Origin of the sequence: Sphingobium sp. SA916 (assembly GCF_002894065.1) — a bacterium.
Classification (GTDB): Bacteria; Pseudomonadota; Alphaproteobacteria; order Sphingomonadales; family Sphingomonadaceae; genus Sphingobium; species Sphingobium fuliginis.
In genome coordinates this window covers 42,819-67,119 of sequence record NZ_LXYF01000030.1, presented here as the reverse complement: position 1 = coordinate 67,119, position 24,301 = coordinate 42,819, and the positions used below count along the sequence as shown (strand labels likewise).

General features: G+C 60.6%; 23 protein-coding genes and 1 pseudogene. 10 read left to right on the top strand and 14 right to left on the bottom strand.

Annotated elements, in window-relative coordinates:
* Positions 1-14: 14 nt before the first annotated feature.
* From A8G00_RS08135 to A8G00_RS08095, 9 genes are read left to right on the top strand one after another with little or no spacing between them, the layout of a single operon-like run.
* Positions 15-932, top strand: coding sequence for an MBL fold metallo-hydrolase (locus A8G00_RS08135; protein ID WP_010338389.1), 918 nt, complete (start codon positions 15-17; stop codon positions 930-932).
* Complete coding sequence (locus A8G00_RS08130) at positions 929-1,378, top strand: YeeE/YedE family protein (protein ID WP_010338387.1); 450 nt, start codon at positions 929-931, stop codon at positions 1,376-1,378. The genes A8G00_RS08135 and A8G00_RS08130 overlap by 4 nt, the downstream gene beginning before the upstream one ends.
* Before the next feature lie 16 nt (positions 1,379-1,394).
* On the top strand, positions 1,395-1,601 hold the full coding sequence (locus A8G00_RS08125) for a DUF2892 domain-containing protein (protein ID WP_010338386.1): 207 nt from the start codon (positions 1,395-1,397) through the stop codon (positions 1,599-1,601).
* Positions 1,598-2,008 carry a DUF6691 family protein gene (locus A8G00_RS08120; protein ID WP_010338385.1) on the top strand — a complete coding sequence of 137 codons (411 nt, stop codon included), beginning with the start codon at positions 1,598-1,600 and terminating at the stop codon, positions 2,006-2,008. Before A8G00_RS08125 ends, A8G00_RS08120 begins: the two co-directional genes overlap by 4 nt.
* A 37-nt stretch (positions 2,009-2,045) precedes the next feature.
* The gene (locus A8G00_RS08115; RefSeq protein WP_029547838.1) at positions 2,046-3,629 is read left to right on the top strand and encodes a bifunctional protein tyrosine phosphatase family protein/NAD(P)/FAD-dependent oxidoreductase; all 1,584 of its coding nucleotides are present in this window, start codon (positions 2,046-2,048) and stop codon (positions 3,627-3,629) included.
* Between the two features lie 3 nt (positions 3,630-3,632).
* Entirely contained in the window at positions 3,633-4,418 is a 786-nt protein-coding gene (locus A8G00_RS08110) for a sulfite exporter TauE/SafE family protein (RefSeq protein ID WP_010338383.1), read from the top strand.
* Positions 4,419-4,430: 12 nt separating this feature from the next.
* Positions 4,431-5,825 carry a cytochrome ubiquinol oxidase subunit I gene (locus A8G00_RS08105; protein ID WP_010338382.1) on the top strand — a complete coding sequence of 465 codons (1,395 nt, stop codon included), beginning with the start codon at positions 4,431-4,433 and terminating at the stop codon, positions 5,823-5,825.
* Entirely contained in the window at positions 5,822-6,820 is a 999-nt protein-coding gene (cydB, locus tag A8G00_RS08100) for a cytochrome d ubiquinol oxidase subunit II (protein WP_010338381.1), read from the top strand. The genes A8G00_RS08105 and cydB overlap by 4 nt, the downstream gene beginning before the upstream one ends.
* Positions 6,820-6,924, top strand: coding sequence for a DUF2474 family protein (locus tag A8G00_RS08095; protein WP_080572849.1), 105 nt, complete (start codon positions 6,820-6,822; stop codon positions 6,922-6,924). Before cydB ends, A8G00_RS08095 begins: the two co-directional genes overlap by 1 nt.
* Here A8G00_RS08095 and A8G00_RS25570 read toward each other — a convergent pair.
* Together A8G00_RS25570 and A8G00_RS08085 are read right to left on the bottom strand one after the other, a co-directional pair.
* Positions 6,916-7,170, bottom strand: a pseudogene (locus A8G00_RS25570) (hypothetical protein); the annotation flags it as partial. The gene A8G00_RS08095 and the pseudogene A8G00_RS25570 overlap by 9 nt on opposite strands.
* 135 nt (positions 7,171-7,305) lie before the next feature.
* Positions 7,306-7,938, bottom strand: a complete 633-nt coding sequence (locus A8G00_RS08085) for a tyrosine-type recombinase/integrase (RefSeq protein WP_010338379.1) — start codon at positions 7,936-7,938, stop codon at positions 7,306-7,308.
* A gap of 189 nt (positions 7,939-8,127) precedes the next feature.
* Between A8G00_RS08085 and A8G00_RS08080 the strand changes: the two genes are divergently transcribed.
* Entirely contained in the window at positions 8,128-8,931 is an 804-nt protein-coding gene (locus tag A8G00_RS08080; RefSeq protein ID WP_080572848.1) for an alpha-hydroxy acid oxidase, read from the top strand.
* A gap of 55 nt (positions 8,932-8,986) precedes the next feature.
* Here the strand turns inward: A8G00_RS08080 and A8G00_RS08075 are convergent, their stop codons facing one another.
* From A8G00_RS08075 to A8G00_RS08020, 12 genes are all read right to left on the bottom strand, one after another.
* Positions 8,987-9,580 carry a type IV toxin-antitoxin system AbiEi family antitoxin domain-containing protein gene (locus tag A8G00_RS08075; protein WP_037509343.1) on the bottom strand — a complete coding sequence of 198 codons (594 nt, stop codon included), beginning with the start codon at positions 9,578-9,580 and terminating at the stop codon, positions 8,987-8,989.
* 2 nt (positions 9,581-9,582) lie between these two features.
* Positions 9,583-11,769 (bottom strand): TonB-dependent siderophore receptor, encoded by a 2,187-nt coding sequence (locus A8G00_RS08070; RefSeq protein WP_037509342.1) that lies wholly within the window; start codon positions 11,767-11,769, stop codon positions 9,583-9,585.
* A 128-nt stretch (positions 11,770-11,897) separates the two neighbouring features.
* Positions 11,898-13,226 carry a HAMP domain-containing sensor histidine kinase gene (locus A8G00_RS08065; RefSeq protein ID WP_010338374.1) on the bottom strand — a complete coding sequence of 443 codons (1,329 nt, stop codon included), beginning with the start codon at positions 13,224-13,226 and terminating at the stop codon, positions 11,898-11,900.
* Positions 13,226-13,900 (bottom strand): response regulator transcription factor, encoded by a 675-nt coding sequence (locus A8G00_RS08060; protein ID WP_010338372.1) that lies wholly within the window; start codon positions 13,898-13,900, stop codon positions 13,226-13,228. The genes A8G00_RS08065 and A8G00_RS08060 overlap by 1 nt, the downstream gene beginning before the upstream one ends.
* A gap of 8 nt (positions 13,901-13,908) precedes the next feature.
* Positions 13,909-15,315, bottom strand: coding sequence for an efflux transporter outer membrane subunit (locus tag A8G00_RS08055; protein WP_029547837.1), 1,407 nt, complete (start codon positions 15,313-15,315; stop codon positions 13,909-13,911).
* A complete protein-coding gene (locus tag A8G00_RS08050; protein ID WP_037509340.1) occupies positions 15,312-18,431 on the bottom strand; it encodes an efflux RND transporter permease subunit in 3,120 nt (1,039 codons plus the stop codon). The genes A8G00_RS08055 and A8G00_RS08050 overlap by 4 nt, the downstream gene beginning before the upstream one ends.
* A complete protein-coding gene (locus A8G00_RS08045) occupies positions 18,431-19,423 on the bottom strand; it encodes an efflux RND transporter periplasmic adaptor subunit (RefSeq protein WP_010338369.1) in 993 nt (330 codons plus the stop codon). Before A8G00_RS08045 ends, A8G00_RS08050 begins: the two co-directional genes overlap by 1 nt.
* Positions 19,424-19,532: 109 nt before the next feature.
* The gene (locus A8G00_RS08040) at positions 19,533-20,072 is read right to left on the bottom strand and encodes a phosphatase PAP2 family protein (protein WP_010338368.1); all 540 of its coding nucleotides are present in this window, start codon (positions 20,070-20,072) and stop codon (positions 19,533-19,535) included.
* A gap of 388 nt (positions 20,073-20,460) precedes the next feature.
* Positions 20,461-21,633 (bottom strand): glycosyltransferase, encoded by a 1,173-nt coding sequence (locus A8G00_RS08035; RefSeq protein WP_037509339.1) that lies wholly within the window; start codon positions 21,631-21,633, stop codon positions 20,461-20,463.
* 3 nt (positions 21,634-21,636) lie between these two features.
* Positions 21,637-22,140: a DUF2141 domain-containing protein gene (locus A8G00_RS08030; protein ID WP_037509337.1), complete on the bottom strand. Its 504-nt coding sequence runs from the start codon at positions 22,138-22,140 to the stop codon at positions 21,637-21,639.
* Positions 22,137-23,093, bottom strand: coding sequence for a hypothetical protein (locus tag A8G00_RS08025; RefSeq protein WP_230588555.1), 957 nt, complete (start codon positions 23,091-23,093; stop codon positions 22,137-22,139). The genes A8G00_RS08030 and A8G00_RS08025 overlap by 4 nt, the downstream gene beginning before the upstream one ends.
* Positions 23,094-23,134: 41 nt before the next feature.
* Complete coding sequence (locus A8G00_RS08020; protein WP_051887075.1) at positions 23,135-24,298, bottom strand: glycosyltransferase; 1,164 nt, start codon at positions 24,296-24,298, stop codon at positions 23,135-23,137.
* Positions 24,299-24,301 lie beyond the last annotated feature (3 nt).

The window sequence follows — 24,301 nt, the reverse complement described above, 5'->3', positions numbered from 1 at the left end:
TTGTGAGGTTTTCCGTGGCCGACTCCGCTCTTGCAGCCGCCTCATCGCAGATCTCAGCCGCTCAAACGGACACCCCCCAGATCAAGGCGTTCTTTGACGAGCCGACCTTCACGGTGACCTATGTTGTTCATGATCCCGAGAGCCGCCACGCTGCGATCATCGACAGCGTGCTGGACTATGACCCCGCCTCGGGTCGCACCTCCTTCTCCTCGGCAAACGCGCTTGTCGCTTTTGTCGAGGAGAAGGGGCTTGCTATCGACTGGCACCTGGAGACGCACGCTCACGCGGATCACCTGTCAGCTGCGCCATATCTGAAGGAGAAGTTGGGCGGGCAAATCGCCATCGGCGAGCAAATCATCACGGTGCAGCAGGCATTTGGTAAGCTTTTCAACGCGGGCACCGATTTCGAGCGCAACGGTTCCGACTTCGATCATTTGTGGAAAGACGGTGATCACTTCCGGATCGGCAATCTTGATGTAACCGTGCTGCATGTGCCGGGGCACACGCCGGCCTGTATCGCCTATGTGATCGGCGACGCCGTCTTTGTCGGCGATACCATGTTCATGCCCGACTACGGCACGGCACGTGCTGATTTTCCCGGTGGCGATGCCCGAACCCTCTATCAATCTGCGATGCGGCTTCTGTCGCTCCCGCCGGAAACGCGGCTGTTCATGTGCCACGATTATCTTCCGGAAGGGCGCAAGGACTATGTCTGGGAAACGACCGTAGAGGCCGAGCGCCAAGCCAACGTCCATATCCATGACGGGGTAAGCGAAGACGAATTTGTCGCGATGCGCGAGGCCCGCGACAAGACGCTCGCGATGCCGCGCCTCATTCTGCCTTCTGTCCAGGTGAACATGCGCGCCGGTCATTTCCCGCCTGCCGAGGACAATGGCGTCACGTACCTCAAGATTCCGGTCAACGCAGTATGATGCTGCCCGGCTTCCCCAATGCCACCCCCGTCGCGGGGTTGGTTGGCGGCCTGCTGATCGGGCTTGCGGCAGCGATCATGCTGCTCGGACTTGGTCGCATCGCTGGTGTAAGCGGTATGTTGGCCCGCGCGTCGGGAATTTCCGATACGGGCACACCGCGCGCCATAGCGCTCGCGTTCATCGCCGGACTGCCGCTTGGTGCGCTCCTCGTCATACTGTCTTCCAGCAGTATCAGACCGCTTTTTACAGGATCAGTCCTGCAACTGGTCATTGCCGGACTGCTCGTAGGTTTCGGCACGCGCCTTGGTTCAGGCTGCACGAGCGGTCACGGGGTCTGCGGTCTCTCCCGACTTTCGCGCCGGTCGATGGTCGCAACGCTGACCTTCATGGTCAGCGGCTTCGCCACCGTTGGGCTGATGCGCGCTTTCGGTTTCATCAACGGATAGTCGGAGGACACCGGACATGAAGAGGAATATGGGAACGGTCGATCGGATGCTGCGCACCATCGCAGCCTTGGCGATCGGTTATCTCTGGTGGACCGGAACGATCAGCGGGGACCTCGGTGTCGGCTTGGCGATCGTCGCAGTTATATTCCTTCTGACAAGCGCGGTCAGCTTCTGTCCGCTCTACCGCCCGCTCGGCCTTTCAACCTGCGGCACTGGGAAGTGAAGGTCCCTGCCATCTCGTTGCTAGCGGGCACCTTGTTCGGAGCTGGGCTCACCATATCCGGCATGGCTGACCCCGCGCGGGTGCGCGCCTTCCTCGATCTGTTCGGGGCCTGGGATCCCACGCTTGCCTTCGTGATGGTCGGTGCGATGGTGCCGATGGCGATCGCCTGGTTGGTCCAGAAGCGGATGCCGCGACCGATCGTCTGCGAGGCGTTCGACTTGCCCGGTACAAGCTTGCTGGATGCCAAGTTGCTTGGCGGAGCGTCATTGTTCGGGATCGGTTGGGCGATCGGGGGACTATGTCCCGGCCCTGCACTCGCCGACCTTGCCATCGCACCAATTGAAGCCGGAATTTTCGTCGCCGCCATGCTCGCCGGCATGACCGCGCACCGCATCATTACAAAATGAAAAGAGGCCCGCTTCAGAGCGGGATCGAGGAGAAGCCATGGACATCAAGCCGCTCAATCGGGACTTTGCAATCTCCCCGCAGATTGATCTCGCCGACCTTCCGGCAATCGCCGCCCAAGGTTACAAGGCGATCATCTGCAATCGACCTGATAACGAGGAGAAGGGTCAGATTGCCGCTACGGAGCTTCGTGAAGCTGCCGAACGACTGGGCTTAGAGTTCGCGCATGCGCCCGCAGTCTCGGGGGCGATTACCGATGCGAATGTTGAGGCCATGGCAAGTGCGCTAGCGCGCCTTCCTAGGCCGATTCTCGCCTTTTGCCGCTCCGGCGCGAGGTCGACGAAGTTGTATGACCTCTCCTCCTCTCGGAGCCAATCGGCCCCTGTAGTCCATATTCACGATGTCGTGATTGTCGGCGGCGGTGCAGCGGGGATTGCGACGGCAGCAAGCCTTCTAAAGCGCAATCCGAAGCTCGATATTGCAGTTATCGAGCCATCTGAGGAGCATTATTATCAGCCCGGTTGGACTATGGTCGGCGCCGGTGTCTTCGAGAGAGAGTTCACACGACGCACTGAAGCGCAGGTCATGCCGAGCCGAGTGAACTGGATCCGCGCAGCAGCCTCGGATTTTGCCCCCGACGAAAACAAGGTGATCCTCAGTGATGGCGGCGAAGTCCGCTACCGTGTTCTCGTTGCCTGTCCGGGTATCAAATTGGATTGGAACGCTATTCCGGGCTTGGCCGATACGATCGGCAAGAACGGCGTGACGTCCAACTATGGCTATGATCTTGCGCCCTACACCAACAGACTGGTGAAGCAATTCAAGGGCGGACGGGCGCTGTTCACCCAGCCCGCAATGCCGATCAAGTGTGCCGGCGCGCCGCAAAAAGCGATGTACCTTTCCTGTCATCGCTGGGAAAAGGCAGGCGTCCTGAAAGACATCGACGTCCAGTTCCACACCGCCGGCGCGGTGCTGTTCGGCGTTGCCGCCTATGTCCCGGCACTGATGGAATATGTCGAGCGCTATGGCGCGCACCTCAACTTCGAATCGAAGCTCGTCGCGATCGATGGCGCCGCAAAAGTGGCGACTTTCGAACGCAAGGATAGCGACGGCACCGGACGCGTCGAAGAGCGCTTCGACATGATTCACGTCGTGCCGCCACAGGTCGCGCCGGATTTCGTGCGCACCAGTTCCCTCGCAGCAGCCTCCGGCTTCATCGAAGTCAACGAGGCGACGCTTCGACATGTGCGCTATCCTAATGTATTTGCATTGGGCGACGCCTGCTCCGCCTCGAATGCCAAGACCGCCGCTGCGGCGCGCAAGCAGGCGCCGGTTGTCGCGGTCAATGTACTTGCCGTGCTCGAGGGCAAGCCGCCGACCGCTGACTATGACGGCTATGGCTCCTGTCCGCTAACGGTCGAGGCTGGCAAGATCGTGCTCGCCGAGTTCGGCTATGGCGGCAAATTGCTGCCCAGCTTTCCCAATTGGCTGATCGACGGAACGCGGCCCTCGCGCCTGTCCTGGCTCCTCAAGGACACCATCCTGCCGCCGGTTTACTGGCATGGCATGCTCAAGGGCCGGGAATGGATGGTCGCGCCGCACGCGATCGAAGCGGCGCACTGAGCCATGCTTGAGCCGCTTCAATATGCCCTCGGCGGACTGTCAGGCGCGCTGGTGGGCTTTGTCCTCGGGCTTGTCGGGGGCGGCGGGTCGATCCTCGCCGTGCCGCTGCTGCTCTATCTCGTAGGCGTCCGCAATCCGCATGAGGCGATCGGCACCAGTGCATTGGCCGTCGCGGCCAATGCGCTTACTGGCCTCTGGAACCATGCCCATGCCCGCACCGTGAACTGGCGGTGCGGGGGGATCTATGCTGCTGCCGGCGTCGTCGGTGCGCTCGGCGGTTCAACGCTTGGCAAGAGCATCGATGGGCACAAGCTGCTGTTCCTGTTCGCGATCCTGATGATCGTTGTGGCAGTCTTGATGTTTCGCGGTCGCGGCGACCAGGGCGTCGAGGGCGCGCAATGCAATCGGGAGAATGTCGGCAAGGTTGTCAGCTATGGTCTCGGGACCGGCGCCTTTTCCGGCTTCTTCGGGATCGGCGGCGGTTTCCTCATTGTGCCGGGGCTGATCGCCTCGACCCACATGCCCATCCTGCGCGCGATCGGCACCTCGCTCGTCGCGGTCGCGGCCTTCGGTCTGACGACAGCGCTCAACTATGCGCTTTCGGGCTACGTCCTTTGGGGTCTGGCCGGCGTGTTCATCGTGGGCGGCATTGTCGGGAGCGTCATCGGCACGCGTGCATCGCAGGTACTGGCCGCCGAAAAGGGCCGGTTGAACAGCCTCTTCGCAGTCTTCGTGCTCGTCGTTGCCATCTACATGCTATTCAAGAGCTGGTCCGAACTCGCCAGCTGAACGGGGATATTCATGGACGCCATCATTCTCGCAAGGGCGCAATTCGCCTTCACGGTGAGCTTTCACTTCCTCTTCCCGGCCTTTTCCATCGGGCTGGCAAGCTATCTGGCCGTGCTCGAAGCTCTGTGGCTGAAGACCGGCAAGGGCGTCTATGCGAACCTGTTTCGCTACTGGCTGAAGATCTTCGCCGTCGTGTTCGCGATGGGCGTCGTCTCGGGCATTGTCATGTCCTACCAGTTCGGCACCAACTGGTCAGTGTTCTCGGACAAGGCGGGACCTGTCATCGGACCGCTGATGGCCTATGAGGTGCTGACCGCCTTCTTCTTAGAAGCCGGATTCCTCGGGGTCATGTTGTTCGGGATCAACAAGGTTGGGCGCAAGCTGCACTTCGTCGCGACGCTTGCAGTCGCGCTGGGGACTTTTATTTCCGCATTCTGGATCCTGTCGGTCAACAGCTGGATGCAAACGCCCGTTGGCTATGAGGTCGGCGCCAACGGCCAGTTCCTGCCGGGGCCAAGCTGGCTGACAATCATCTTCAATCCCAGCTTCCCCTATCGGCTCTTTCACACGGTCCTTGCCGCCTATCTGACGACCGCTTTTATCGTGGGTGCCGTCGGAGGATGGCATCTCTTAAAGGACCGCACCAATCCCGGCGCACGCAAGATGTTCTCTATGGCGATGTGGATGGCGGCGCTCGTTGCTCCGATCCAGATCTTCGCCGGCGACATGCACGGGCTCAATACTCTCAAGCACCAGCCGGTGAAGGTGATGGCGATGGAAGGCCATTTTCAGAGCCACCCGCACGGTGCGCCTTTGATCCTGTTCGGCATCCCCAACAGCGCTGAACAGCGGGTGTATTATGCCATCGAGATACCCAAGGCGTCGTCGCTGATTCTCAAACACGAACTCGATGCGCCCTTGAGTGGCCTGGACACCGTGCCACCAGCTGATCGTCCTCCCGTCGGTATCGTCTTCTGGGCCTTTCGCGTAATGGTCGGGATCGGTTTCGCGATGCTCGGGATCGGGATCCTGAGCCTCATCGCGCGCTGGCGCAAGGCGCTCTACGACTGGCCGCTGCTGCATCGCTTCGCTGTGCTGATGGGGCCGTCGGGACTGATCGCAGTGCTGTCCGGCTGGATCGTGACGGAAGTCGGACGGCAACCCTTCACAATCTATGGTCTGCTGAGGACCGCCCAAAGCGCTTCACCGCTGGATGCTCCTGCGGTCGCCTCGTCGCTGCTGGCCTTCGTGGTCGTCTATTTCGCCGTCTTCGGGATGGGCATCTGGTATCTGCTTCAACTCATGAAGAAGCCGCCTGAAGCACATGAACCGCCGCCCAGTGATGCGCCCATTCGCAGTGCGGGGATCACCCCGGCGCCGGCTATCATCGAGGGAGCTTCGTCATGATCGATCTCACCGTCATCTGGGCCTGTATCATCGGCTTTGCTATCATCGCCTATGTCGTGATGGACGGCTTCGATCTCGGCATCGGCATCCTGTTTCCGTTCTTCAAGGTCGGGCAGGATCGGGACACCGCGATGAACAGCATCGCTCCGGTCTGGGACGGAAACGAAACCTGGCTGGTTATGGGCGTGGGCGGCCTGTTTGCCGCATTCCCGCTGGCCTATGCCATCATCCTTCCCGCGCTTTACGCGCCGATGATCGCAATGCTGCTTGGCCTTGTATTCCGCGGCGTGGCATTCGAGTTCCGCTGGCGCGACCCGGCGCACCGTGCTTTCTGGGACAAGGCGTTCACGACAGGGTCGGTCGTCGCCACCTTCGCGCAAGGCATTGCGCTCGGCGCGCTGCTACAGGGCATCACGGTCGAGGGGCGCAGCTATGCCGGGGGTTGGTGGGAATGGCTGTCGCCGTTCAGTCTGCTGACGGGTGTCGGGCTGCTAGTCGGCTATGCCCTGCTCGGGGCTTGTTGGCTCAACTGGAAGACTGAAGGCGGGTTGCGACGGCAGACGGTGACCTATGCCGGGCGGCTTGGCATCGGCCTGCTCATCATGATCGGCGTGATCAGCCTCGCAACGCTGCGGCTCGAAACGCAATACTTTCAGCGCTGGCTGAGTTTCCCGGGCGTGGTCGCGACAGCGCAGGTGCCGCTCGCCACGCTCGTCGTAACATTCCTGTTTTATCGTAGCCTCCGATTGAAGCGCGATGCGCAGCCTTTCTTCTGGGCGTTGGCCCTGTTCGGGCTATGCTTGGTCGGCCTTGGTGTCTCGATCTGGCCCGATGTCGTTCCGGCGCGGGTGACGATCTGGGAAGCTGCAGCGCCCGTCCGCAGTCAGTTGTTCATGCTGGTTGGAGCCTCGATCATGGTGCCCGTGATCCTGGCATATACGGCCTGGTCCTATTGGGTTTTCCGGGGCAAGGTTGGCATTGAGGGGTATCATTGATGCCGCTCTGGCTGAGTCGCCTTGGATGGTTTTTCGGCATTTGGGCTGCTAGCGTTTTCGCGTTGGCGCTTGTGGGCGGAATGCTCCGCTGGTGGCTACGCTAAATGGCCCCTCGCCATAGGTGAGAGGCCAACACTCAAATTTCGGTATTTTTGGGCGTCTTCTACGTCGATCCCGAGATAGCTAACCATATTCTCGATCTTGCTATGGCCGAGCAGGATCTGGACAACCCGTAGATTGCCGGTCGCCCTGTATATGATCGATGCCTTCGCTCGGCGGAGTGAGCGGGTGCCGTATTCGCTCCGCATCAGGCCAACTCCTGTCAACCATTCATCTACAAGCCGAGCATAATGCCGAGGCCGTTCGTCGGGAGGTGCGGGAACGTCGGCTTGTAATCAGGGCTGCCGTTTAACATGTCACAGGCGAACGTCGGGAATGTCCCAGCGCCCGTGCCCGGCACGCCCTGGGCACGGGCGCCAGCAGATTCAGATCTCCGTGTTTTCTGCAAGGGCAAGCGCGTCCTCTACGTCGATCCCTAGATAGCGCACCGTGTTCTCAATCTTGCTATGGCCGAGCAGTATCTGAACGGCGCGAAGGTTGCCCGTCGCCCTGTAGATGATCGATGCCTTCGTTCGGCGAAGTGAGTGCGTGCCATACTCGCTCCGCATCAAGCCGACACCTGTCACCCATTCGTCGACAAGCCGAGCATACTGCCGTGTGCTCAGGTGCCCATTGTGATCAACCCGGCTTGGGAAAACATAATCGTCCACTGTTCCGCCCCGGCGTTCGAGCCATGCCAGCAAGCTCGCTCGAGCATCTGGCAGCAGCTCAAATTGAACGGGCCGACCTGTTTTCTGCTGCATGACGATTGCCCGCGTTCGGACCTGCCCGCCGCTTACAAGGTCGCCGATCTTGATCTGCACGAGGTCGCAGCCCCGAAGCTTGCTGTCGATCGCCAGATCGAACAGCGCCCGATCTCGTAGGCGGCGGCGCTGATTGAGGTAGAAACGGATTTCCCAAATCTGCTTCGGTTTCAGCGCCCGCTTGGCGCCCACGGTCCTTCCTGCATTCCAAACCGGGCGCTTGGTGGCGATGAGTTCTGTTTCAGGCATCTCCATGATCGTTCTCCTTTGGCCACATTGGCCTTCTGCAGAACGCTTGCCGACGAGGATGCGCAGGACTTGCTATAGGGCTCGTGCCGACCAACTCAAGACATTTGGCGTCATTGATGTGACCGACAGCTTTTGCCAGGATCCGCCATGCCATGGCTGCTGCCAATATAAAGTCGCCGCCCACCATGCGGAGCTTTGCCATCTGAGCGACATACCCAGAAGGTCAGCACTCTTTCCAGCATTCCTCTCGAGGACATTGCCTGGGCTGCGCATGCCGCGCGCCAGGCCATGGAGCGTGACCAGACGCCGCGGCTCTGGTTCCAGCTCTATTTCCAGGCTGATCGTGGGCATTCGCTTGAACTGGTGCGACGCGCCGAGGCTGCTGGCTATTGCGTCCTCATGGTAACGATCGATGCGGCCATGAAGCGATCCGAATTCGCACTGCCGGAAGGGGTCGAGGCCGCCAATCTCCGTGGAATGCCCCGCAGCGTCCAGAACAGCGCGGCTGCGGGCGGGCAGATCATCTTTGGAACGGCGCTGGCCGACGCCGCACCAACCTGGGACGATATCGCGTGGCTGCGCAAGCAGACCAGTTTGCCGATCATATTGAAAGGCATCCTTTCTCCTGCTGACGCTCGCATGGCACTTGATCATGGCGTTGATGCCATTGTCGTGTCGAACCATGGCGGACGCGTCACCGACGGTCTCATCACGCCCATGAAAGCGCTTCCATCGATCGCGCGTACGATCGATGGAAAATGCCCGATCCTTCTCGACAGCGGTGTGCGTACCGGCACGGATGTCCTCAAGGCGATTAGCCTTGGTGCCAGCGCGGTCATGATTGGTAGGCCGCAACTTCATGCCCTCGCGGTGGCAGGCATGGCCGGCGTTGCCCATATGCTTCACATGATACGGGCAGAGTTCGAACTCGCCATGGCGCAAGTCGGCGTGAAATCGCTGGACGAACTTGGTCCTGCTTATGTCACCTCTTCAGACTGATGTGTGAGGCCGGACGAATGTCCGGCCGCATGTTCCTCTAGGCGCGACATATGCACTATCCTCGGCGCTTCGAGGCCGGCGAGGCATAAACGCCGTAGCCCACCCTCTCGATCAAGCCACGCTTGGTCATCTTGCTGACGACCGAGCGAGACACGCCCATTCGGCCGAGATCGGCGATTGTTGCCGTGTCACGATCGCGCAAAACCGCAAAGACAACTGCCTGTTTGGGGGCGCCATATGTGCGATTTATGAGCCGGATCGAACGATCCTGTCGCTTCTTTGCCCGTTGTTCAGGAAGACCTGGGCACCGGGCGACATTACGAAAATCAAGTTTGCCGCCACGCCGGGTCAGGCCTGCTGCGCACGCGTCCAGCAATGCGTGCAGGTGCGCCGGCAGCCCGATGTCCATCGGCGGTATCTGGCGCTGGAATGCTGCTATGCCCCCAAGAAGCCGGATCTCATCCTGGTTCACAAATGGGCTGGACAATGTCGCTATCACGAAGCCTCGCTCGGTGGCGTGTTCACCCAGTGCTGCGAATGCCCGGATAGCGGCCTCTCCGACTTTGGCACTGCTGCCACCACGCAGAAGGCAAATTGCCAGCCGCTCCTCCCTTGTGAAGCGCTTCAAAGGAAGGAAGCGGCTGGACATGGTCAGAACTTCGCGCTGAGGCCGACCTTCACCGCAGTCGGTGAACCTGGCGTGATGTTGTTGTTGCTATGGGCATAGAGATAGTAACGCTTGCCAAGGATATTCTCGACATTCACCTGCAGGCTCAGCTCTGGCGCGATGTCGAAATAGACGGCGCCATCGAGCCGCGTATAGCCGGGCATCGCGACGAAATTGTCGGTCGAGGCGTAGCGCTTGCCCTGGTAGATCACGCCCAGCGCAGCGCCGAGCTGTTCGATCGGATCGAAGCGGGTCCAGAGCGAGGCGCTGTGCTTGGGCATGTTGGGCAGGATGTTCCCTGCCTGGACAGTGCCCGAGACATTGTCGAGGAAGGTGCCGTCGGAATAGGTGTAGGCGCCGACCATGCTGAGCTGCTTGGTAATGCTGCCCGCAGCACTGAGTTCGATGCCCTTGGTGCGCTGCCGTCCGATCGGCACCGTCGGCGAGGCCGCATTATTGGGATCGCTCAGCGCCAGAACATTGTCGCGATCCAGTTGATAGATGGCGGCGGCAAGGTTGAACGTGGGGAGAATGTCCCACTTCGCACCGATTTCGTAGTTCTGGAACTTCTCCGGCGCCAGGCTGGCGTTGGAAAGCGAAAGGCCGGTCAACTGGTCGCCACCACGCGGCTGGTAGGTACGCGAGTAGCTTGCATAGATGGAGGCATTCTCGGCCGGCTTGAAGATGAGGCCGGCGCGCGGAGACCAGAGATTGTCGGTCACGTCATAATATTCGGGAGATATGGTGCTGCCGCTCGTCCGGAAGGCGAGGCTGCGCCGATCGTGCAGCGTGGTCTTGAAATGCTCGTAGCGCACGCCCACGACGATATCGAACATGGGCGAGATGGCGATCTGGTCCTGGACATAGCCGGCCGCGACCTCCGCCACGCCGTTGCTGTTCGTGCTGCTCGAAATCATGGTCCAGCTGGTGGGCAAACGAACATTAGACGCCGAGATCGGCACGGTCACCGAGCTTGCATTGCCTGCAAAACGCCCTTCTTCCCGAATATTGTCGGATTTTTGGTGACCATATTCAGCGCCCACGAGCAGGGTATGCTCAATGGAGCCGGTATTGAAGATCGCATTGAAATCGGTCTGGTTGATGAAATTCTTGCGTTGCGTGGTGGCACGATAGGCCGAGATGCTCACGCTCGTTTCAGCTGCGTTGACCGCGCCGGGGAAGACGTTGGAATAATATTTGTCATAGTCGGCATAGCGGGTGCGGTTGCGGATCGAGACCGTGTCGCTGAACTTATGTTCGATGAACAGCGAACCGGCGTCGGTATTCGTACCGGTAGGGCTCTGGGTCGGATCGCCGAAGAACTGACCGCGCGGCGTGCGAAGCGGGCCAACGATATTGGTCGCCGAAGCGCCGAACCGAGCGGGAACGCCACGATCGGCGACGCGCTCATCCTCGAAATGCTCATATCCAAGCGAAATGGTCGTATCGGGACCAATTTTGAATGAGCCGGTCGGGTTGAAGCCCCAGCGGTTATAGTTGACGCCATCGCGATAGCTGTCGCTGTCCTGATAGACACCGGTCAGTCGGACAGCTGCAAAATCGCTGATCGGCGTGCCCAGATCAAACTGGGCGCGCTTATGCTCGAAGCTTCCGCCTTCCAGTCGGAAGGCACGATGAAGATTCCAGTCCGCAACCTTGGTAACGCGATTGACCACGCCGCCTACGCCGCCCCGGCCGAAGATCATCGCGTTCGGTCCTTTGAAGATTTCCAGCTTCTCGATGTTATAGAGGTCGCGATAGGTCTGGATATCGTCGCGCATGCCATCGACGAAGAAGTCGCCGGTGGTCGAATTGCCGCGGATCACCAGCGTTTCGCGATTACCCTCGCCCTGGGCCGAGAAAACGCCCGGGACATAGCGTATGGCGTCACCGATGCTGTTGGCTGCCTGATCCTCGATCTGCTTGACCGACACCACATTGACCGACTGGGGTACATCGATCAGCGGCGTATCCGTGCGCGTCGCGCTGATGCTGCGGCTGACCTTGTAGGAGCTTTCGGCTTCCCGATCATCGATCGCGGTGTCCGTGACCGTTACGGACCCGAGAACCTGCTCCTGGGCTATTGCGAGTGAGGGGGAGACCAGCGAAAGGAGGATGCCGGGCGCAGTCGACGCAAGCAGCGCCGATCGGAAAATCGCTGAATATTGCAAGGTTAGATCCCCTTCATTTAATGCGAATAGTTATCATTCGCGAGGGGGGTTAGCGCTTCGGTCGGGACGTGCAACTGGCCCAGGGATAAGGTTGGGATGTTGTATATGCCCCCCAATGTTCCGGTAACTTATCGCGCGAGACGAACCTCTACAGCAAAACCGGGCTTGTCCAGAACGGTCGCACAGCCCCCATGGATTTGCGCGACAGCAGAGACAAGGGCCAGGCCCAGACCATGTCCGTCGGTGGTGCGGCTGGCTTCGGTCCGCGTAAAACGGCTGAACAGTCGATCACGCTCGGTTGCCGGAACACCGGGACCATCATCGCAGACTTCAAGAATAACGAAAGCCTCGCTGGCAGTCAGATTGAGCGCGACCGTCGTGCCAGCCGGCGTATGCCGCAGCGCATTATCCAGCAGGTTGGTGATGAGTTGGGACAGCAATCGGGCATCGCCCCGGATGCGAAGCCCCATATGGATGGTGGAATGCAGCGCATGACCTGAAAGCTCGAAATCGGGCGCATAGGTTTCGACCACATCCTCGACCAGATCTCCAAGCGCCAGTTCCTGAAAATCTCGCTTGAGCGTGCCCGCCTCGATTTCGGATATGCGAAGGATGGCCGAGAAGACCTCGAGCAGTTCATGGGATTCTGCTATTGCCGCCTCGATCGCGCGCGTGCGCTTGTCTCCGCTGAAGGCGAGTGCTTCATCCAGACGATTATTCAGGCGCGTCAGTGGCGTTCGAAGGTCATGCGCAACATCGCTCGACACCTGTCGAAGATTCTCGACCAGGGCAGCATTGCGGTCCAGCATATGATTGAGCGACTTGGCGACGCCGTCGAACTCGTTGTCAGATCCGTCCAGCGGCATGCGCTGGGTCAGGTCTCCTCCGATAATGGCCTGGGCCGCATCGTCGAATCGGCGCAATCGACTGCGCGTTACAGCGCCAACGGTCCAGGCGCCCCCGACAGCCAGAAGAAGCATGGCGGCAAATGAGGCCGAAAACAGCTTCAGGATCGTGATGTCCATCTCGTCAATCACCGTGCGATCTGCTGCCACCAGAAGGCGGCTGCCGTCGGGCAGATCGGTGATGAGTGCCTGGGCTATGGCGCCATCCTTCCCGTAGTGCAGTAATTCGAAATATCCTGCCTTTGCCGGAATTTGCGCATCCAGTGCGCCGGCCAGCCGTCGTCCTTGGGGATCGACCAGAATATATCCGAGGCTTGCCGTGCTGTGCCCGGCATCGCGCTGATGAATGAGTTCGGCCAGTGCCGGGGTTCCGCCAGCACCCGCCCGCTCCAGCAAGGCGCTCGTCTCGGTGGCGGTTCGATGGTCCAGTTGCACCTCCATCGCCTCATGGGTCAGCGCATAGGCCAAGAGCCCGATCACAAGCGTCGCCAGAACGAAGGCCAGGCTAACCAGTGCCGTAAGGCCAAAGGTCGTTTTCCATGGGCGGGGCATTAATTGCTCCTGATCATGTAACCCGCGCCGCGAACCGTCTCGATCGCATCGACATCGAAGCCCGCATTCAGCTTCGAGCGAAGCCGACTGAGATGGGTCTCCACGATATTGGTCTTGGGCTCGAAGTCGAAGTCCCATACGCGTTCGAGCAGCATCGTTCGGGTAACCACGCGATGAGAATTGCGCATGAGTTCGGCGAGCAGCGAGAATTCCCGCGGTTGCAAAATGACCTTCTTTCCTCCGCGATGCACTGTGCGCCTGTGAAAGTCGATATCGATGTCGCCAACGGTCAGCCGGGACTGTTCGACTTGCGGTGCCTGCCGTCGACCAAGGGCATTCAAGCGGGCGAGGAGCTCGGAAAAGGCGAAGGGCTTGACCAGATAGTCGTCGGCGCCTGCCTCGAGCCCCTCTACCCGATCCGCTATTCGACCAATTGCGGTCAACATGAGAACGGGCGTGAGGTCGCCGGTCGCGCGCAGCATCTTGAGCAGGGATAGACCGTCCAGTCCTGGCAGCATGCGATCAACGATGATCGCGTCATAATTGCTGTCCGTTGCCTGGAACAGTCCCTCTCGTCCTTCCTCCACAAGGGTCACGGCATGCCCCACTTCCTTGAGGCCTCGGCTGAGGAATTCGCGTGTTTCCCCATCGTCTTCGATAATCAGGATATGCATGCGTTCTTCTACTCCATCACCCTGACCGGATCGAGCGGCTCAGGTGCTCGCTGCCATCCACCGCCCAGCGCACGGAACAGGGAGATATAGGATTGTGCCAGCAGATGATCCGACTGTCCCTTTTGAAGAGCAGCCGTTGCAAGGGTTCGTTCGGCATCGATCACCAGCAATGGCGACGCGTCGCCAATCCTGGCCCGGGCACTGGTTCGACGGGCGTAAAGCCCTGCTGCCTCTCTTGCCCGATCAAGCGCCTGGTTCCGGATGGCTTCGCTTTGTAGGCCTGCAAGTCCGGTTTCGACTTCCCTGAGGGCGCGCAGAACGGCGTTGTCGAACGAAGCCAGCGCAGCGCGTTCGGCTGCCTGCGCCTGCGCGATCTTGGCGCGCGCCGGCGCCTGGTTGGGGAAGGACCAGGAAATTAGCGGTGAGGCACTGGCAGAAAAAGCGCCGGACAGAAGTCCCAATGCGCCGCCCAGCGTGATCCTGGGATAGAGTTCGGCCCGCGCGATGGTGATCTTGGCTGTTGCCGAAGCAAGCTTGCGCTCTGCTTCGCGAATATCGGGCCGACGTGCCAGCAGTGCAGCACCGTCGCCTATTGGCACTTCGCTGCTCGCTCTGGGCAGCAGCGTGCAATCAACCTTGGCCATCTGGGGGGTGGTAGGCGGCAAGCCCTGAAGCGTTGCGAGCCGGAATCTTGCGCTGGCGGCAGCGGCATCGAAAGCCGGGATCGTAGCTCTCGATGCTTCAAGCAGGCTGGCGGCTTGCGCGACCTCAAGGGGAGACACTTCCCCTGCCGACAATTGTTCGCGAACGGCCTTGAGATTGCGTTCCTGCGCATCGACAATCTTGTAGGCCACCGCCCCATTCTGACGCGCCGCACATAGATCGATGTAAGCGAGCACGGTATCTGCCGCCACGGCCACGCGCACACCATCCAGCGCGGCCGCTTGCGCCTGCGCGTCAGCGCGGGCGGCCAGCGCTCCCGCACGCAGCCGACCGAACAGATCGATATCCCAGCTTATGGTTGCTGCGGCATCATAATCACTGCTCGACACATTGGCTGCGCTTGGCTGCCCTGCAGGATTGTCGATCGCTGCGCTGCTTTCGAGGATCGGTTGCGGAAGTCGCGCTGCGTCCGCCTGCCGGGTCGCAGCGCGCGCTGCTTCGAGATTGGCAAAGGCTGCGCGAAGATCGGCATTAGCTGCGAGGCTCGCTTCAACAAGCGCATCGAGTTGGCTGTCATTGAAAAGCTGCCACCAGTTTTCCGGCAAGGGTCGGTCGATCACATGTTCGCCACGCGAAAAGGGAGGCGGAGCCTGGGTAAGGCCCGATGCGGGTGGCGCGCCTTGCTGGGAGACACAGCCGCTTGCCAGGAGTCCAGCAGTCATCAGGCACGCGTGAAGGATGGCCGTTTTCATATTGCTGCTCCCTTCATGCGAGCATCTTGGGGCGAGGGCTCGGCCGGCCCAGCCGCATCCTCGCCGTACCGAGCGTAGAGGGCAGGCATCAGGAAAAGATTGAGGAGCGTGGATGATACAAGTCCACCAAGAATGACGATCGCCATGGGATGTTCGATTTCATGGCCCGGCGCGTTCCCCGCCACGATCAGCGGCACAAGCGCAAGGCCCGCGCAGGCTGCAGTCATGAGGATGGGAACCAGCCGCTCTTCTGCTCCGCGCAGAACAAGCGATGGACCAAAAGCCTCTCCCTCATGAACACGCAAATGGTGATAATGCGACAGGAGCATGATGCCGTTGCGTGCCGCGATGCCGATGACGGTGACGAAGCCGACGAGTGATCCCAGCGACAAGAGGCTGCCGGTGAACGCCACCGCCACAACGCCACCGACCAGCGCGAAAGGAAGGCTGACCGCAACCAGCGCAGTGATCCGGTGAGAGCGGAACTCCATCCACACCAGCACCAATATCCCGACAAGACAGAATAGGCCGGTCGTCCAAAGTCGCTGGCGCGACTCCTTGAGTGCTGCATATTCGCCAAGGACCTTGGCATGATAGCCTTGAGCAAAGCGGGTCCTGGCCACGATGGACTCAACCGCCTGGGCGACTGTGCCCAGGTCCGCACCACTGACGTTGAGCGTCACATCGAGGCGTCGTTGACCATCCTCGCGCTTGATTTCATTGGGAGCAGGCACCACTGCCACGTCCGCCACATCGCGCAGGCGTACCGCACCGCCGTTGGGCGTCTGGATCATCAGATCAGCGAGGGCATGCATGTCGCCTCTGGTCGCTGCCTCTCCCCAGAGCGCCACGTCAAAGGCTTTCTGATCGCGGTAAATCTCGCCAAGCTTCTGTCCGGCAACGAGGGATTGTGCCTGGCGGCGCACCTCGCCCGGCGTCAGGCCGAAGGTTGCCAGATCGCCGCTGCGGGGACGGATGCGGATCTGCGGGACCAGAACCTGCTGCTCGACCTTGAGGTCCGCTACGCCTTCCACTCCGGCTACCTGTTGCTTGATCCGGTCCGCAGCAGCACGAAGCTCATTCTGATCGGGGCCAAAGATCCGCACCACAACCGTCGCGCTTGCACCGGACAGAACTTCCTTGATCCGTTCGCGCAGATAGGTGAGCACATCCCGGAAGAGCCCAGGATAGCCTTCTATCACCTCCTTGATCCTGGCCACGCTGCCGTCATAGTCCGCCTTCTCGTCGAGACTTATCCACAACTCGGTGAAGTTCGGGCCGACCACCTCGTCGGCCGCTTCCGCCCGCCCGATATGTGCGCCGAAATTACGGACGCCCGGGATCGCACGAAGCTCCTTGGAAACCCGGATGGTGATCCGATCCATGGCTTCGATGGAGGCTCCGGGTTTTTCGAGCCAGTGCATGAGGAAATCGGTTTCGCGGAATTCCGGCAGGAACTGATCCTTGAAAGTCGCATAGCCAACACCCGCCAGAAGCAGGCCCGCTCCGATCACGATCATAACCGCACGCGGTGCGGCAATGATACGAGGCAGCATTGCTCCATAACGCCCCTTGAGCGCTCGTACGAAACGCGTGTCACCTTCATGTTTGACCGGAGCATTGGGTAGCAGAAACAGGCAAAGGGCAGGGGTTACGACGAGCGCAACCAGCAGCGATGCTGCGATCGCCAGGACATAGGCAATGGCGAGCGGCTGGAAGAATGTGCCCGCGACCCCGCCCAGGAAGAAGATGGGGAGAAAGACCAACATCACGATCAGCGACGCGAAAACCACCGCAGAGCGCACCTCTAGCGACGCTGCCAGTACGACTTCGAATGGCGTCCTGGGATTATCGGCCTCGCGGTTGAGGCGGAGCCGCCGGGCAATATTCTCGACGTCGATGATGGCATCGTCGACGACCTCTCCAAGCGCGATCACCAGACCGGCAATAACCATGGTATTGATGGTCGCCCCGCTCCAGAGCAGGACGAGCCCGGCACCGAGCAACGACAGGGGAATGGCGACCAGACTGATAATCGCCTGCCGCCAGTCCCGGGTAAAAAGAAACAGAACGACCGCCACGAGGAAGCAACCAATCGCGAGTGCGCGGGTGAGATTGTCGATCGAGCGTTCGATGAAGGTCGCAGGTCGGAAGATGCTGCTGTCGACCTTGACGTCCTGCAAACCGGGCTTGAGCTCCTCCAGGGCAGCTTCGACCGAGCGCGTGAGTTCGAGAGTGTTGCCTGTCGGCTGCTTCTCTACGATGAGCATGATGCCTGGCCCATCATCAATGATCGCGTTCCCGATCGGCGCGGCATAGCTCTCGGTCACCCGGGCAACATCGCCTACGCGGATCGGTGCATCGCCGGTCAATTTGACGACAGTCCGAGCAAGGTCGTCGGCTGTTTGAACGGCGCTTGGCTGCTGCACCGCGAGGCGCTGATTGGCGTTGTCGACAAAGCCGCCGCCTCCCACCAGGACGGCATCACCGGTTGCCAGGCGCAGTTCGTTGAGAGTGACCCCAGCCGCACGTAGCTTGTCAGGGTCGACGAGAACCTGAAGCTGACGATCGCGCATGCCCCACATGGCGACATTGGCGACGCCAGGCACGAACATCAGCCTGGGTCGAATAGTCCAGCGAACCAGTTCGGACAGTTCCATCTGATCGAGCTTTTTCGAGGAAATGCCGATCTTCATGGCGCGGCTGGTCGACGAAAGCGGGGCCAGCATGATCGGAGGGCGTGCGGCAGCAGGCAGTCGAGCCTGTGCCTGGGTAACCCGCTCCTGCACCATCTGCCTTGCACGGAAGACATCCGCGCCGCGCTCCAGGAGAAGGACCACGGACGAAAGACCCAGGACCGACTTGGACCTCAGCGTGGCTATACCAGGCACGCCATTCACCTGGGTTTCGATCGGAACGGTAATGAGGCTTTCGACTTCCTCCGTCGAGAGCCCTGGCGCTTCGGTCTGAATCTCCACGATCGGCGGCGCAAATTCTGGAAAGACATCCAGCGGCACATCGGTCGATGCCCGCAGTCCGAGCACGACCAGGATAGCGGCAAGAACAAGAACGATGACGCGCTGCTGAAGTGCGCTGCGGACGAGCCAGGCGAGCATCAGTGCGCCACTCCGAATTCGGTGCCGAACAGTTCCATGGCGCCGACCGAAACTACCTGTGCTTCAGGCGCCAGGCCGCGGATGACGACAGCGCCATCCTGCCCGCTCGACAGGGCTTCGATGCGCTGCCGGATGAAATTGCCCGGCGCCGTCTGGAGATAGACCCATTCTCCGCCGTAAATGTCCCGCACGATCGCACTGGCTGGGACGGAAAGCCCTTCCTGGGTCTTGCCGAGGGGAAGTCGAATGCCGACGCGCTGTCCCACGCGCCAGAATTGGTCGCTATTATCGAGCGCATAATAGAGGTCGACCGTACCAGCTACTGCATTGGCCGACGGCGGGGCTTGAACCGGTGTCCCTTTGCGTCCTCCCTGCGTTGTTCCCAGGGGCGCGACGATGATGGATGCATTGCGGTTGATGGCAGCAACATCTGTGCCGGCGACGGAAACGCGGACCCAGAGACGTGACTGGTTGCCCAACGACGCAACCGCGGGCCCGAGCAAGCGTCGTTGCTCGATCGCAACCTGGGCCTGGGCCTGGGCTGTTGCGAGCGCTGCCGCAGCCTCGTCCCGCGCCCTGACGCTTCCAGCTTCTTCTGCAACGAGCCTGCTGGCGCGTTCCAGCGCAATGCGCGCGAGCCGAACCTGCGCGCGCGTCCGCTCGACCTCGCCGTCGGCGCTCGCCTGGCTGGCACCAATTTGTGCCAGATTGCTGAGAGCACCGGTGGGTACGCCACCAGTCCCATTGGGAACGACGATTTCGCCGCTCGTTTCTCGCGCCAGCGCAGCCGTTCCCGCACCAACCCTGGTCGTCTCGATGCCGAGCCTTTTTACAGCTTCGGGCTTCAGCGTCAGCCTGACCAGTTCGGTCTCATGCGCGACAACCTCACCATGGGATGGAGGCGAAGAAGACTGCTTGCCCTGCTGACTGCAGGCGCCGAGCATTACGAGCGCGCTCAATGGCAGAAATAGGAGAGAGGTCGTTCGGATCATGCTGCTCACCGATAAATGGATCGGTTCGAGCCCTATCGAACTTGTCTGGCGTCCAAATCTCGCCAACTATACCATTTGTCCATCTTTGCTGGAAAAGTGGCTACAGCCCTCAAAATCGCAAAGCCATTGCAATCCCGCCCCCCTGCCCATCGCTCCAGGGAAGCATTCGAATATTGTTGTTGCGCCTGGTCGTGAGAAGCAGGCCTGATGCTTCGCCCAGAAGGGCCCCGGCAGCGACATCATACCAGTGATGTTTGGTACCCTGGACACGAGAGATTCCGACGATGGTCGCAACCAGATGGGCTGGAAGCCCGACTTTCCAGCCGTAGCGGTTCTGGAGCGTTGCAGCTGCCGCAAAGGAAGTGGCGGTATGGGTGGACGGAAAGCTCCGCCGGTCGCTGCCATCCGGGCGGGTTTCGGGAAAGATATCCTTCAGTCCAAGAGACACCAGCGTCGCGGCACCGACACTTCCACTTGCCTGAAGCGCGCCCTGCCAATCCTCCTGAACGAGGGGCGTGCCGAGCGCGGCAATCACCAGCGCGTCTCGACCGATATTACTGGTATCGCGCCACGTCCGGTCGGACGCCTGAGCAAATCGCGGCGTGAGCAGGACACAGCAAAATACTGCAATTACGATGAAAAGCCGCATGAAGATCCCCTGCCAGGCTGGATGCCCGTGCCGGCAGGACGGCGTCATCCAAGGGGTGCCTCAGTCGAGAAATGCCTGTGCAGCGAAAATTATGGGAAATGCTGTTGCGCTCGTTGAAACTAATGGTCCGATAACGATCTGGAGGGCGCCATCCCCCTCTCCTGCCCTACGCTATCAACGATCGTTTCTGAGCGCCCACCATATGATCCTGACCATGAGGGGCCAGCACCGACAGGTGCATTGGCGCTGGAAGGCGGGTTCGAGGGAAGATAGGACGGGATGCTTCTTTTCGGGTTCCACATCGAACCTCACAAGATTTCTGCGGCGGAGGCGGCCGCGCTGTGCGGGCGGTTGGCCGGGTAAGGGCGCCATTTTCGATGCGGAGGTTTCAGGCTGCATGGCGCACAGCAGTTCGCAGCGAGGAATAGGCCTCGAACAGCCAAGAAAAATGCTCGTCCATCGTGGTGACTGAAGCTGCCGCGGTTGCGGCTCGACTACGCCAAATGTCCGGATCGGTAGCTGCGAAATTTTCTATCGCTTCAACCAGACTTGCCGTGTCACCTGCACGGAAACGGAGACCGATTCCTGAACGCGCATGATCGGCAGCGCCTCCTTCATCGGGCACGATCACGGGGACGCCGCTGGCGCGCGCTTCGGCGGCGGTCATGCAGAAGGTCTCTGCCTCGCACCCGTGGACGAGGGCATCGGCGCTTGCCAGCAGGCTCGCGAGTCGCCGCCGGTCGGTCGTCGGCGCCAGCAGATGGATATGCGGGTTGTGCGCGGCTGCACGGCGCACCCGCGCGCTGTCCCGACCATCACCCAGGAGCACCAGGCCGACGGGCCGACGGTAACCGGCGAGCGTCGCAGCCTGTATGACCATTGGCCATCGCTTCTCGGGTGCATGCCGGCCGACCCCCATCAGCAGCAGGCCATTTTCATCCAGGCCGCATCGCGCGAGAAGATGCCGCCTCAAAGCTGCGTCGCGATGCGACGGGGTAAAAATATGGGGCTCTACCCCCATGGGGACGGTACAGACCGAACCGACGCCCCCGGCGCGCAGGCGCGCGGAAAGACTGTCATTTGCGCTCACGACCATGTCGAAAGCCTGTCCGAGCCGTCGCAAATGTCGCCAGTACCAGTCAAAGCCCCGGTCGATGGCTGCCCGCGGCGCAACATTGCCGAACCAGCGATAGGCGTAAGCCGACAGAGGATCTGCATGCATTACCAGTGCGCGCGGGACATCGCCGCGCCAGCGTGCAACCATGGAGGCACTCGACCATGGCGACGATGCTTCGACCAGGTCGGGGGCAAGCGCGTCCAGCATGCGATGCAGCGCTGCCTCATCATCGAAATAATGATAGCGCCGATCCAGCGGAAAACGCTTGGCTGGAATGGTCACGACGCTCCCGCCGCGCGCAGGCCGCCGCGCCAGTTTCTCGCCCGGCGCAAGGATGATTATGTCATGCCCCGCCGCTGCGCCGGCATGCAGTTTCCGCTCTACATAGGTCTTAACCCCGCCGCCCTGCGGCGCATAAAAAGCGCAAACGTCGACAATTCGCATGGGCTAGCGCTCCAAAGGTCCGAAGGAAAACAGGCCGCGCCGGTAATTGAGCCTGATGGGAATATGGGCCGGAGCGGCGCCTACGCGCGCCGATGCCTTTGCCGCTGACGGTTTCGACAATCCGAGTTTGGGATTGCCCGCAAAACCTACGCCGTCGATCGAGAGCGAGAATTTCCGGTTGGCATCGCGATCATGCATCAAGCTGATCGCGTAGACGCCGGGGCCTGGTGCCCGGATGCACAGCGTCACTGACCCCTGGGAGGGGACGGTTTCCTCGACCCGCCGAAACACCTTACCTTCCGAAATCAGGATATTGTCGTCGGCGAGAAAATCGGCGTCATTTGCTGGGTAGAGCTCAAGCTTGAGGCGTCCCCTGCGGTCCTTCAGTCCCTCGACCGACACGAGAAAGGCTGACCCGCTTTCATTTGGCCGACAGAGCCCCTCAGCCTTGCCCAGATCTGGCGATGAAGGGATCGGCGCAGCGGACATCATGGCAAACAGGATCATGTCCGATCCTTGATCAGGCCGTTCATTCCCAGAAGCAGACCGACAACAAGATGCGCGGCAAGAATCAGCGTGGCCATCAAAGCCATCGCCGAAACAATGTCGCTGTCCCGTCCGATCAAGAAAGCGGCCACACCCGCAAAGACGACGTCCTTGTTGGGAAGCAGGGGCAGCCTGGAAAGCAACTGTCTGATCGTTCCAAGGATGATCCACATGCTCAGGTCCACCGAGGGGAGCAGCAGGTGCCACATCATGGCGGCCAGCAATGTCGTGGCCAGGATACGCAGCACGTGAATGGCGGAAATCAGCCACAGTTCGTGCCGAGGCAGCGCGAACAGCCGATTGCGCAAAAGCATGGCAAGCATGGACGTCAGCAGGACGAAGAAGATGGATCCCGATATCTCCCATCTGCCAATCCCCGCGACGCCGCTGCCCAGAAGCGGGAAGGCGAAGATCATCATGATCAGCGTCACGACGTTGCCGGCGAGCGCAGACAGGATGGTGACGTCCTTGAGCGCCGCAAAGGGTGCGGACCTGATGTCGGCGCTACGCCTGGCCCATGCGTAAAAGTAGACCTCGCCAAGATAGCCCAGCAGAATCTCGTTGCTCACCAGCTTGCGAAGAAGCGCGCCGAAGCCCGCCGCTGGAATATGCCAGAGTCGCCGAAAAATGACCCATTCCGAGATCGGGCCGGCAAGATAATAGGCGGCGAACGCGGTCCAGAATATGGGTGTTGTCGGCAGAAGCTGCAGGAGGTGGGCCGTGTCCAGGCCCCTGAACTGCTGCAGGACCGCCAGCAGGATCAGCAGCGAGATGATCGGCCCCGCCCATATCGTCCAGTTGCGCCCTGTCCGTATCAGCGGCTCTGGCGAGATCATGGTGCCAATGGCTGGCACCGTGGGCTGGAAAACGAGATTTGAGGAAAGGACTGAACCACCTGAATTCGGGTCCGTCATGATCGTCTCTTGATAGTTGCGTCACCCATGGGACGGCGCACTCAGGACCGAACCTCAGCTTGCGGATGGCAATTATTTTCGGAGATAGAGTTGTATGTAACATGTTTAAAACAGGTGATATAATCGCCACATGCCTGTTCGATCGTGAAACGTTTCGCCTGGGAATAGCTGGCATCCTCGCATTGATCCATGCGGCGGGCTGCAGCGATCGCAGCAGCCAGATCATAGAGATTGCCGACAGGGACGAGCGTCGCCAGACGTCCATGTTGCGTGAGTTCGGACATGGCGGAACTGCAATCGGTCGCGATGATCGGAAGTCCGGCGCCGAGCGCTTCGATGATCACCGCTGGTACGCCCTCATAATTGGACGATAGCAAGAAAATATCGAATCCGGTGAGGTGCCTCGCCGGATCGGGCACATGGCCCTTGAAACGAACCCGATCTTCTATGCCTAGTTGCAGGGCCAGCGCAGCCAGGCGTTCGCGCTCCGGCCCGTCTCCATATATCGTCAGGCAATCGCGCGTTGTTGCAGCGACGGCGAAGGCGCGAAGCATGAGCCCGAAATTCTTCTGCGGGACAAGCCTTCCGACCGCCACGAATTGAAGGCCCTCATTTTCCTGCCGTCGACGGCCAGTGGCACCGGCTCGTAAAGTCTCGAGTTGGCGCTGGTCGATCGCAGGGTCGGCTATGATGGAGATGCATCTCGATGGGATGTGGATGGCGGAGGATATCTCCCTTTCCATTGCATGTTCCATACCCACGAAATGATCGATGAACCGGGCATGGAGGCGCACCCATAGCCGATACAGCGTGCGGATCGGCATGGGCATATCCCTGCGCTCGAGATCATTGCTGATCTTGGCGACAATAGGGGGACAACGCCTGCCAAGCAGCAATTTCATCGCCAGCGCAACGACCGTGTAGCTGTTGCCGGCACAAAATAGCAGATCAGGCTGGAGCCGCCGAATGACGGCCGGCAGGGTAATCATCATCCACAGCGTCTCGAACCGCCTGGTGGAAAAGGGGGGCTGGCGTGGCTGATGGAATTCGAGCGCGCGGGCGAGTTCGTTCCGCATCGGGCCATCGGACCGACCCATGAAGAGAGGGGCTTCAATACCGGCGCCCCGCCAGGCGCGGACAAGACGCAGCGCGATACGTTCCACGCCGCCGGCTTCGAAGCTGTGAAGAAATGTCAGCACGCGCATATT

What these genes read in the sequence shown, in the direction of transcription:
- A8G00_RS08130 (WP_010338387.1), top strand. Translation starts at nt 929, where the DNA reads ATGATGCTGCCCGGCTTCCCCAATGCCACCCCCGTCGCGGGGTTGGTT.
- A8G00_RS08125 (WP_010338386.1), top strand. Translation starts at nt 1,395, where the DNA reads ATGAAGAGGAATATGGGAACGGTCGATCGGATGCTGCGCACCATCGCA.
- A8G00_RS08115 (WP_029547838.1), top strand. Translation starts at nt 2,046, where the DNA reads ATGGACATCAAGCCGCTCAATCGGGACTTTGCAATCTCCCCGCAGATT.
- A8G00_RS08110 (WP_010338383.1), top strand. Translation starts at nt 3,633, where the DNA reads ATGCTTGAGCCGCTTCAATATGCCCTCGGCGGACTGTCAGGCGCGCTG.
- A8G00_RS08105 (WP_010338382.1), top strand. Translation starts at nt 4,431, where the DNA reads ATGGACGCCATCATTCTCGCAAGGGCGCAATTCGCCTTCACGGTGAGC.
- cydB (WP_010338381.1), top strand. Translation starts at nt 5,822, where the DNA reads ATGATCGATCTCACCGTCATCTGGGCCTGTATCATCGGCTTTGCTATC.
- A8G00_RS08095 (WP_080572849.1), top strand. Translation starts at nt 6,820, where the DNA reads ATGCCGCTCTGGCTGAGTCGCCTTGGATGGTTTTTCGGCATTTGGGCT.
- A8G00_RS08085 (WP_010338379.1), bottom strand. Translation starts at nt 7,938, where the DNA reads ATGGAGATGCCTGAAACAGAACTCATCGCCACCAAGCGCCCGGTTTGG.
- A8G00_RS08075 (WP_037509343.1), bottom strand. Translation starts at nt 9,580, where the DNA reads ATGTCCAGCCGCTTCCTTCCTTTGAAGCGCTTCACAAGGGAGGAGCGG.
- A8G00_RS08065 (WP_010338374.1), bottom strand. Translation starts at nt 13,226, where the DNA reads ATGCCCCGCCCATGGAAAACGACCTTTGGCCTTACGGCACTGGTTAGC.
- A8G00_RS08060 (WP_010338372.1), bottom strand. Translation starts at nt 13,900, where the DNA reads ATGCATATCCTGATTATCGAAGACGATGGGGAAACACGCGAATTCCTC.
- A8G00_RS08055 (WP_029547837.1), bottom strand. Translation starts at nt 15,315, where the DNA reads ATGAAAACGGCCATCCTTCACGCGTGCCTGATGACTGCTGGACTCCTG.
- A8G00_RS08050 (WP_037509340.1), bottom strand. Translation starts at nt 18,431, where the DNA reads ATGCTCGCCTGGCTCGTCCGCAGCGCACTTCAGCAGCGCGTCATCGTT.
- A8G00_RS08045 (WP_010338369.1), bottom strand. Translation starts at nt 19,423, where the DNA reads ATGATCCGAACGACCTCTCTCCTATTTCTGCCATTGAGCGCGCTCGTA.
- A8G00_RS08040 (WP_010338368.1), bottom strand. Translation starts at nt 20,072, where the DNA reads ATGCGGCTTTTCATCGTAATTGCAGTATTTTGCTGTGTCCTGCTCACG.
- A8G00_RS08035 (WP_037509339.1), bottom strand. Translation starts at nt 21,633, where the DNA reads ATGCGAATTGTCGACGTTTGCGCTTTTTATGCGCCGCAGGGCGGCGGG.
- A8G00_RS08030 (WP_037509337.1), bottom strand. Translation starts at nt 22,140, where the DNA reads ATGATCCTGTTTGCCATGATGTCCGCTGCGCCGATCCCTTCATCGCCA.
- A8G00_RS08025 (WP_230588555.1), bottom strand. Translation starts at nt 23,093, where the DNA reads ATGACGGACCCGAATTCAGGTGGTTCAGTCCTTTCCTCAAATCTCGTT.
- A8G00_RS08020 (WP_051887075.1), bottom strand. Translation starts at nt 24,298, where the DNA reads ATGCGCGTGCTGACATTTCTTCACAGCTTCGAAGCCGGCGGCGTGGAA.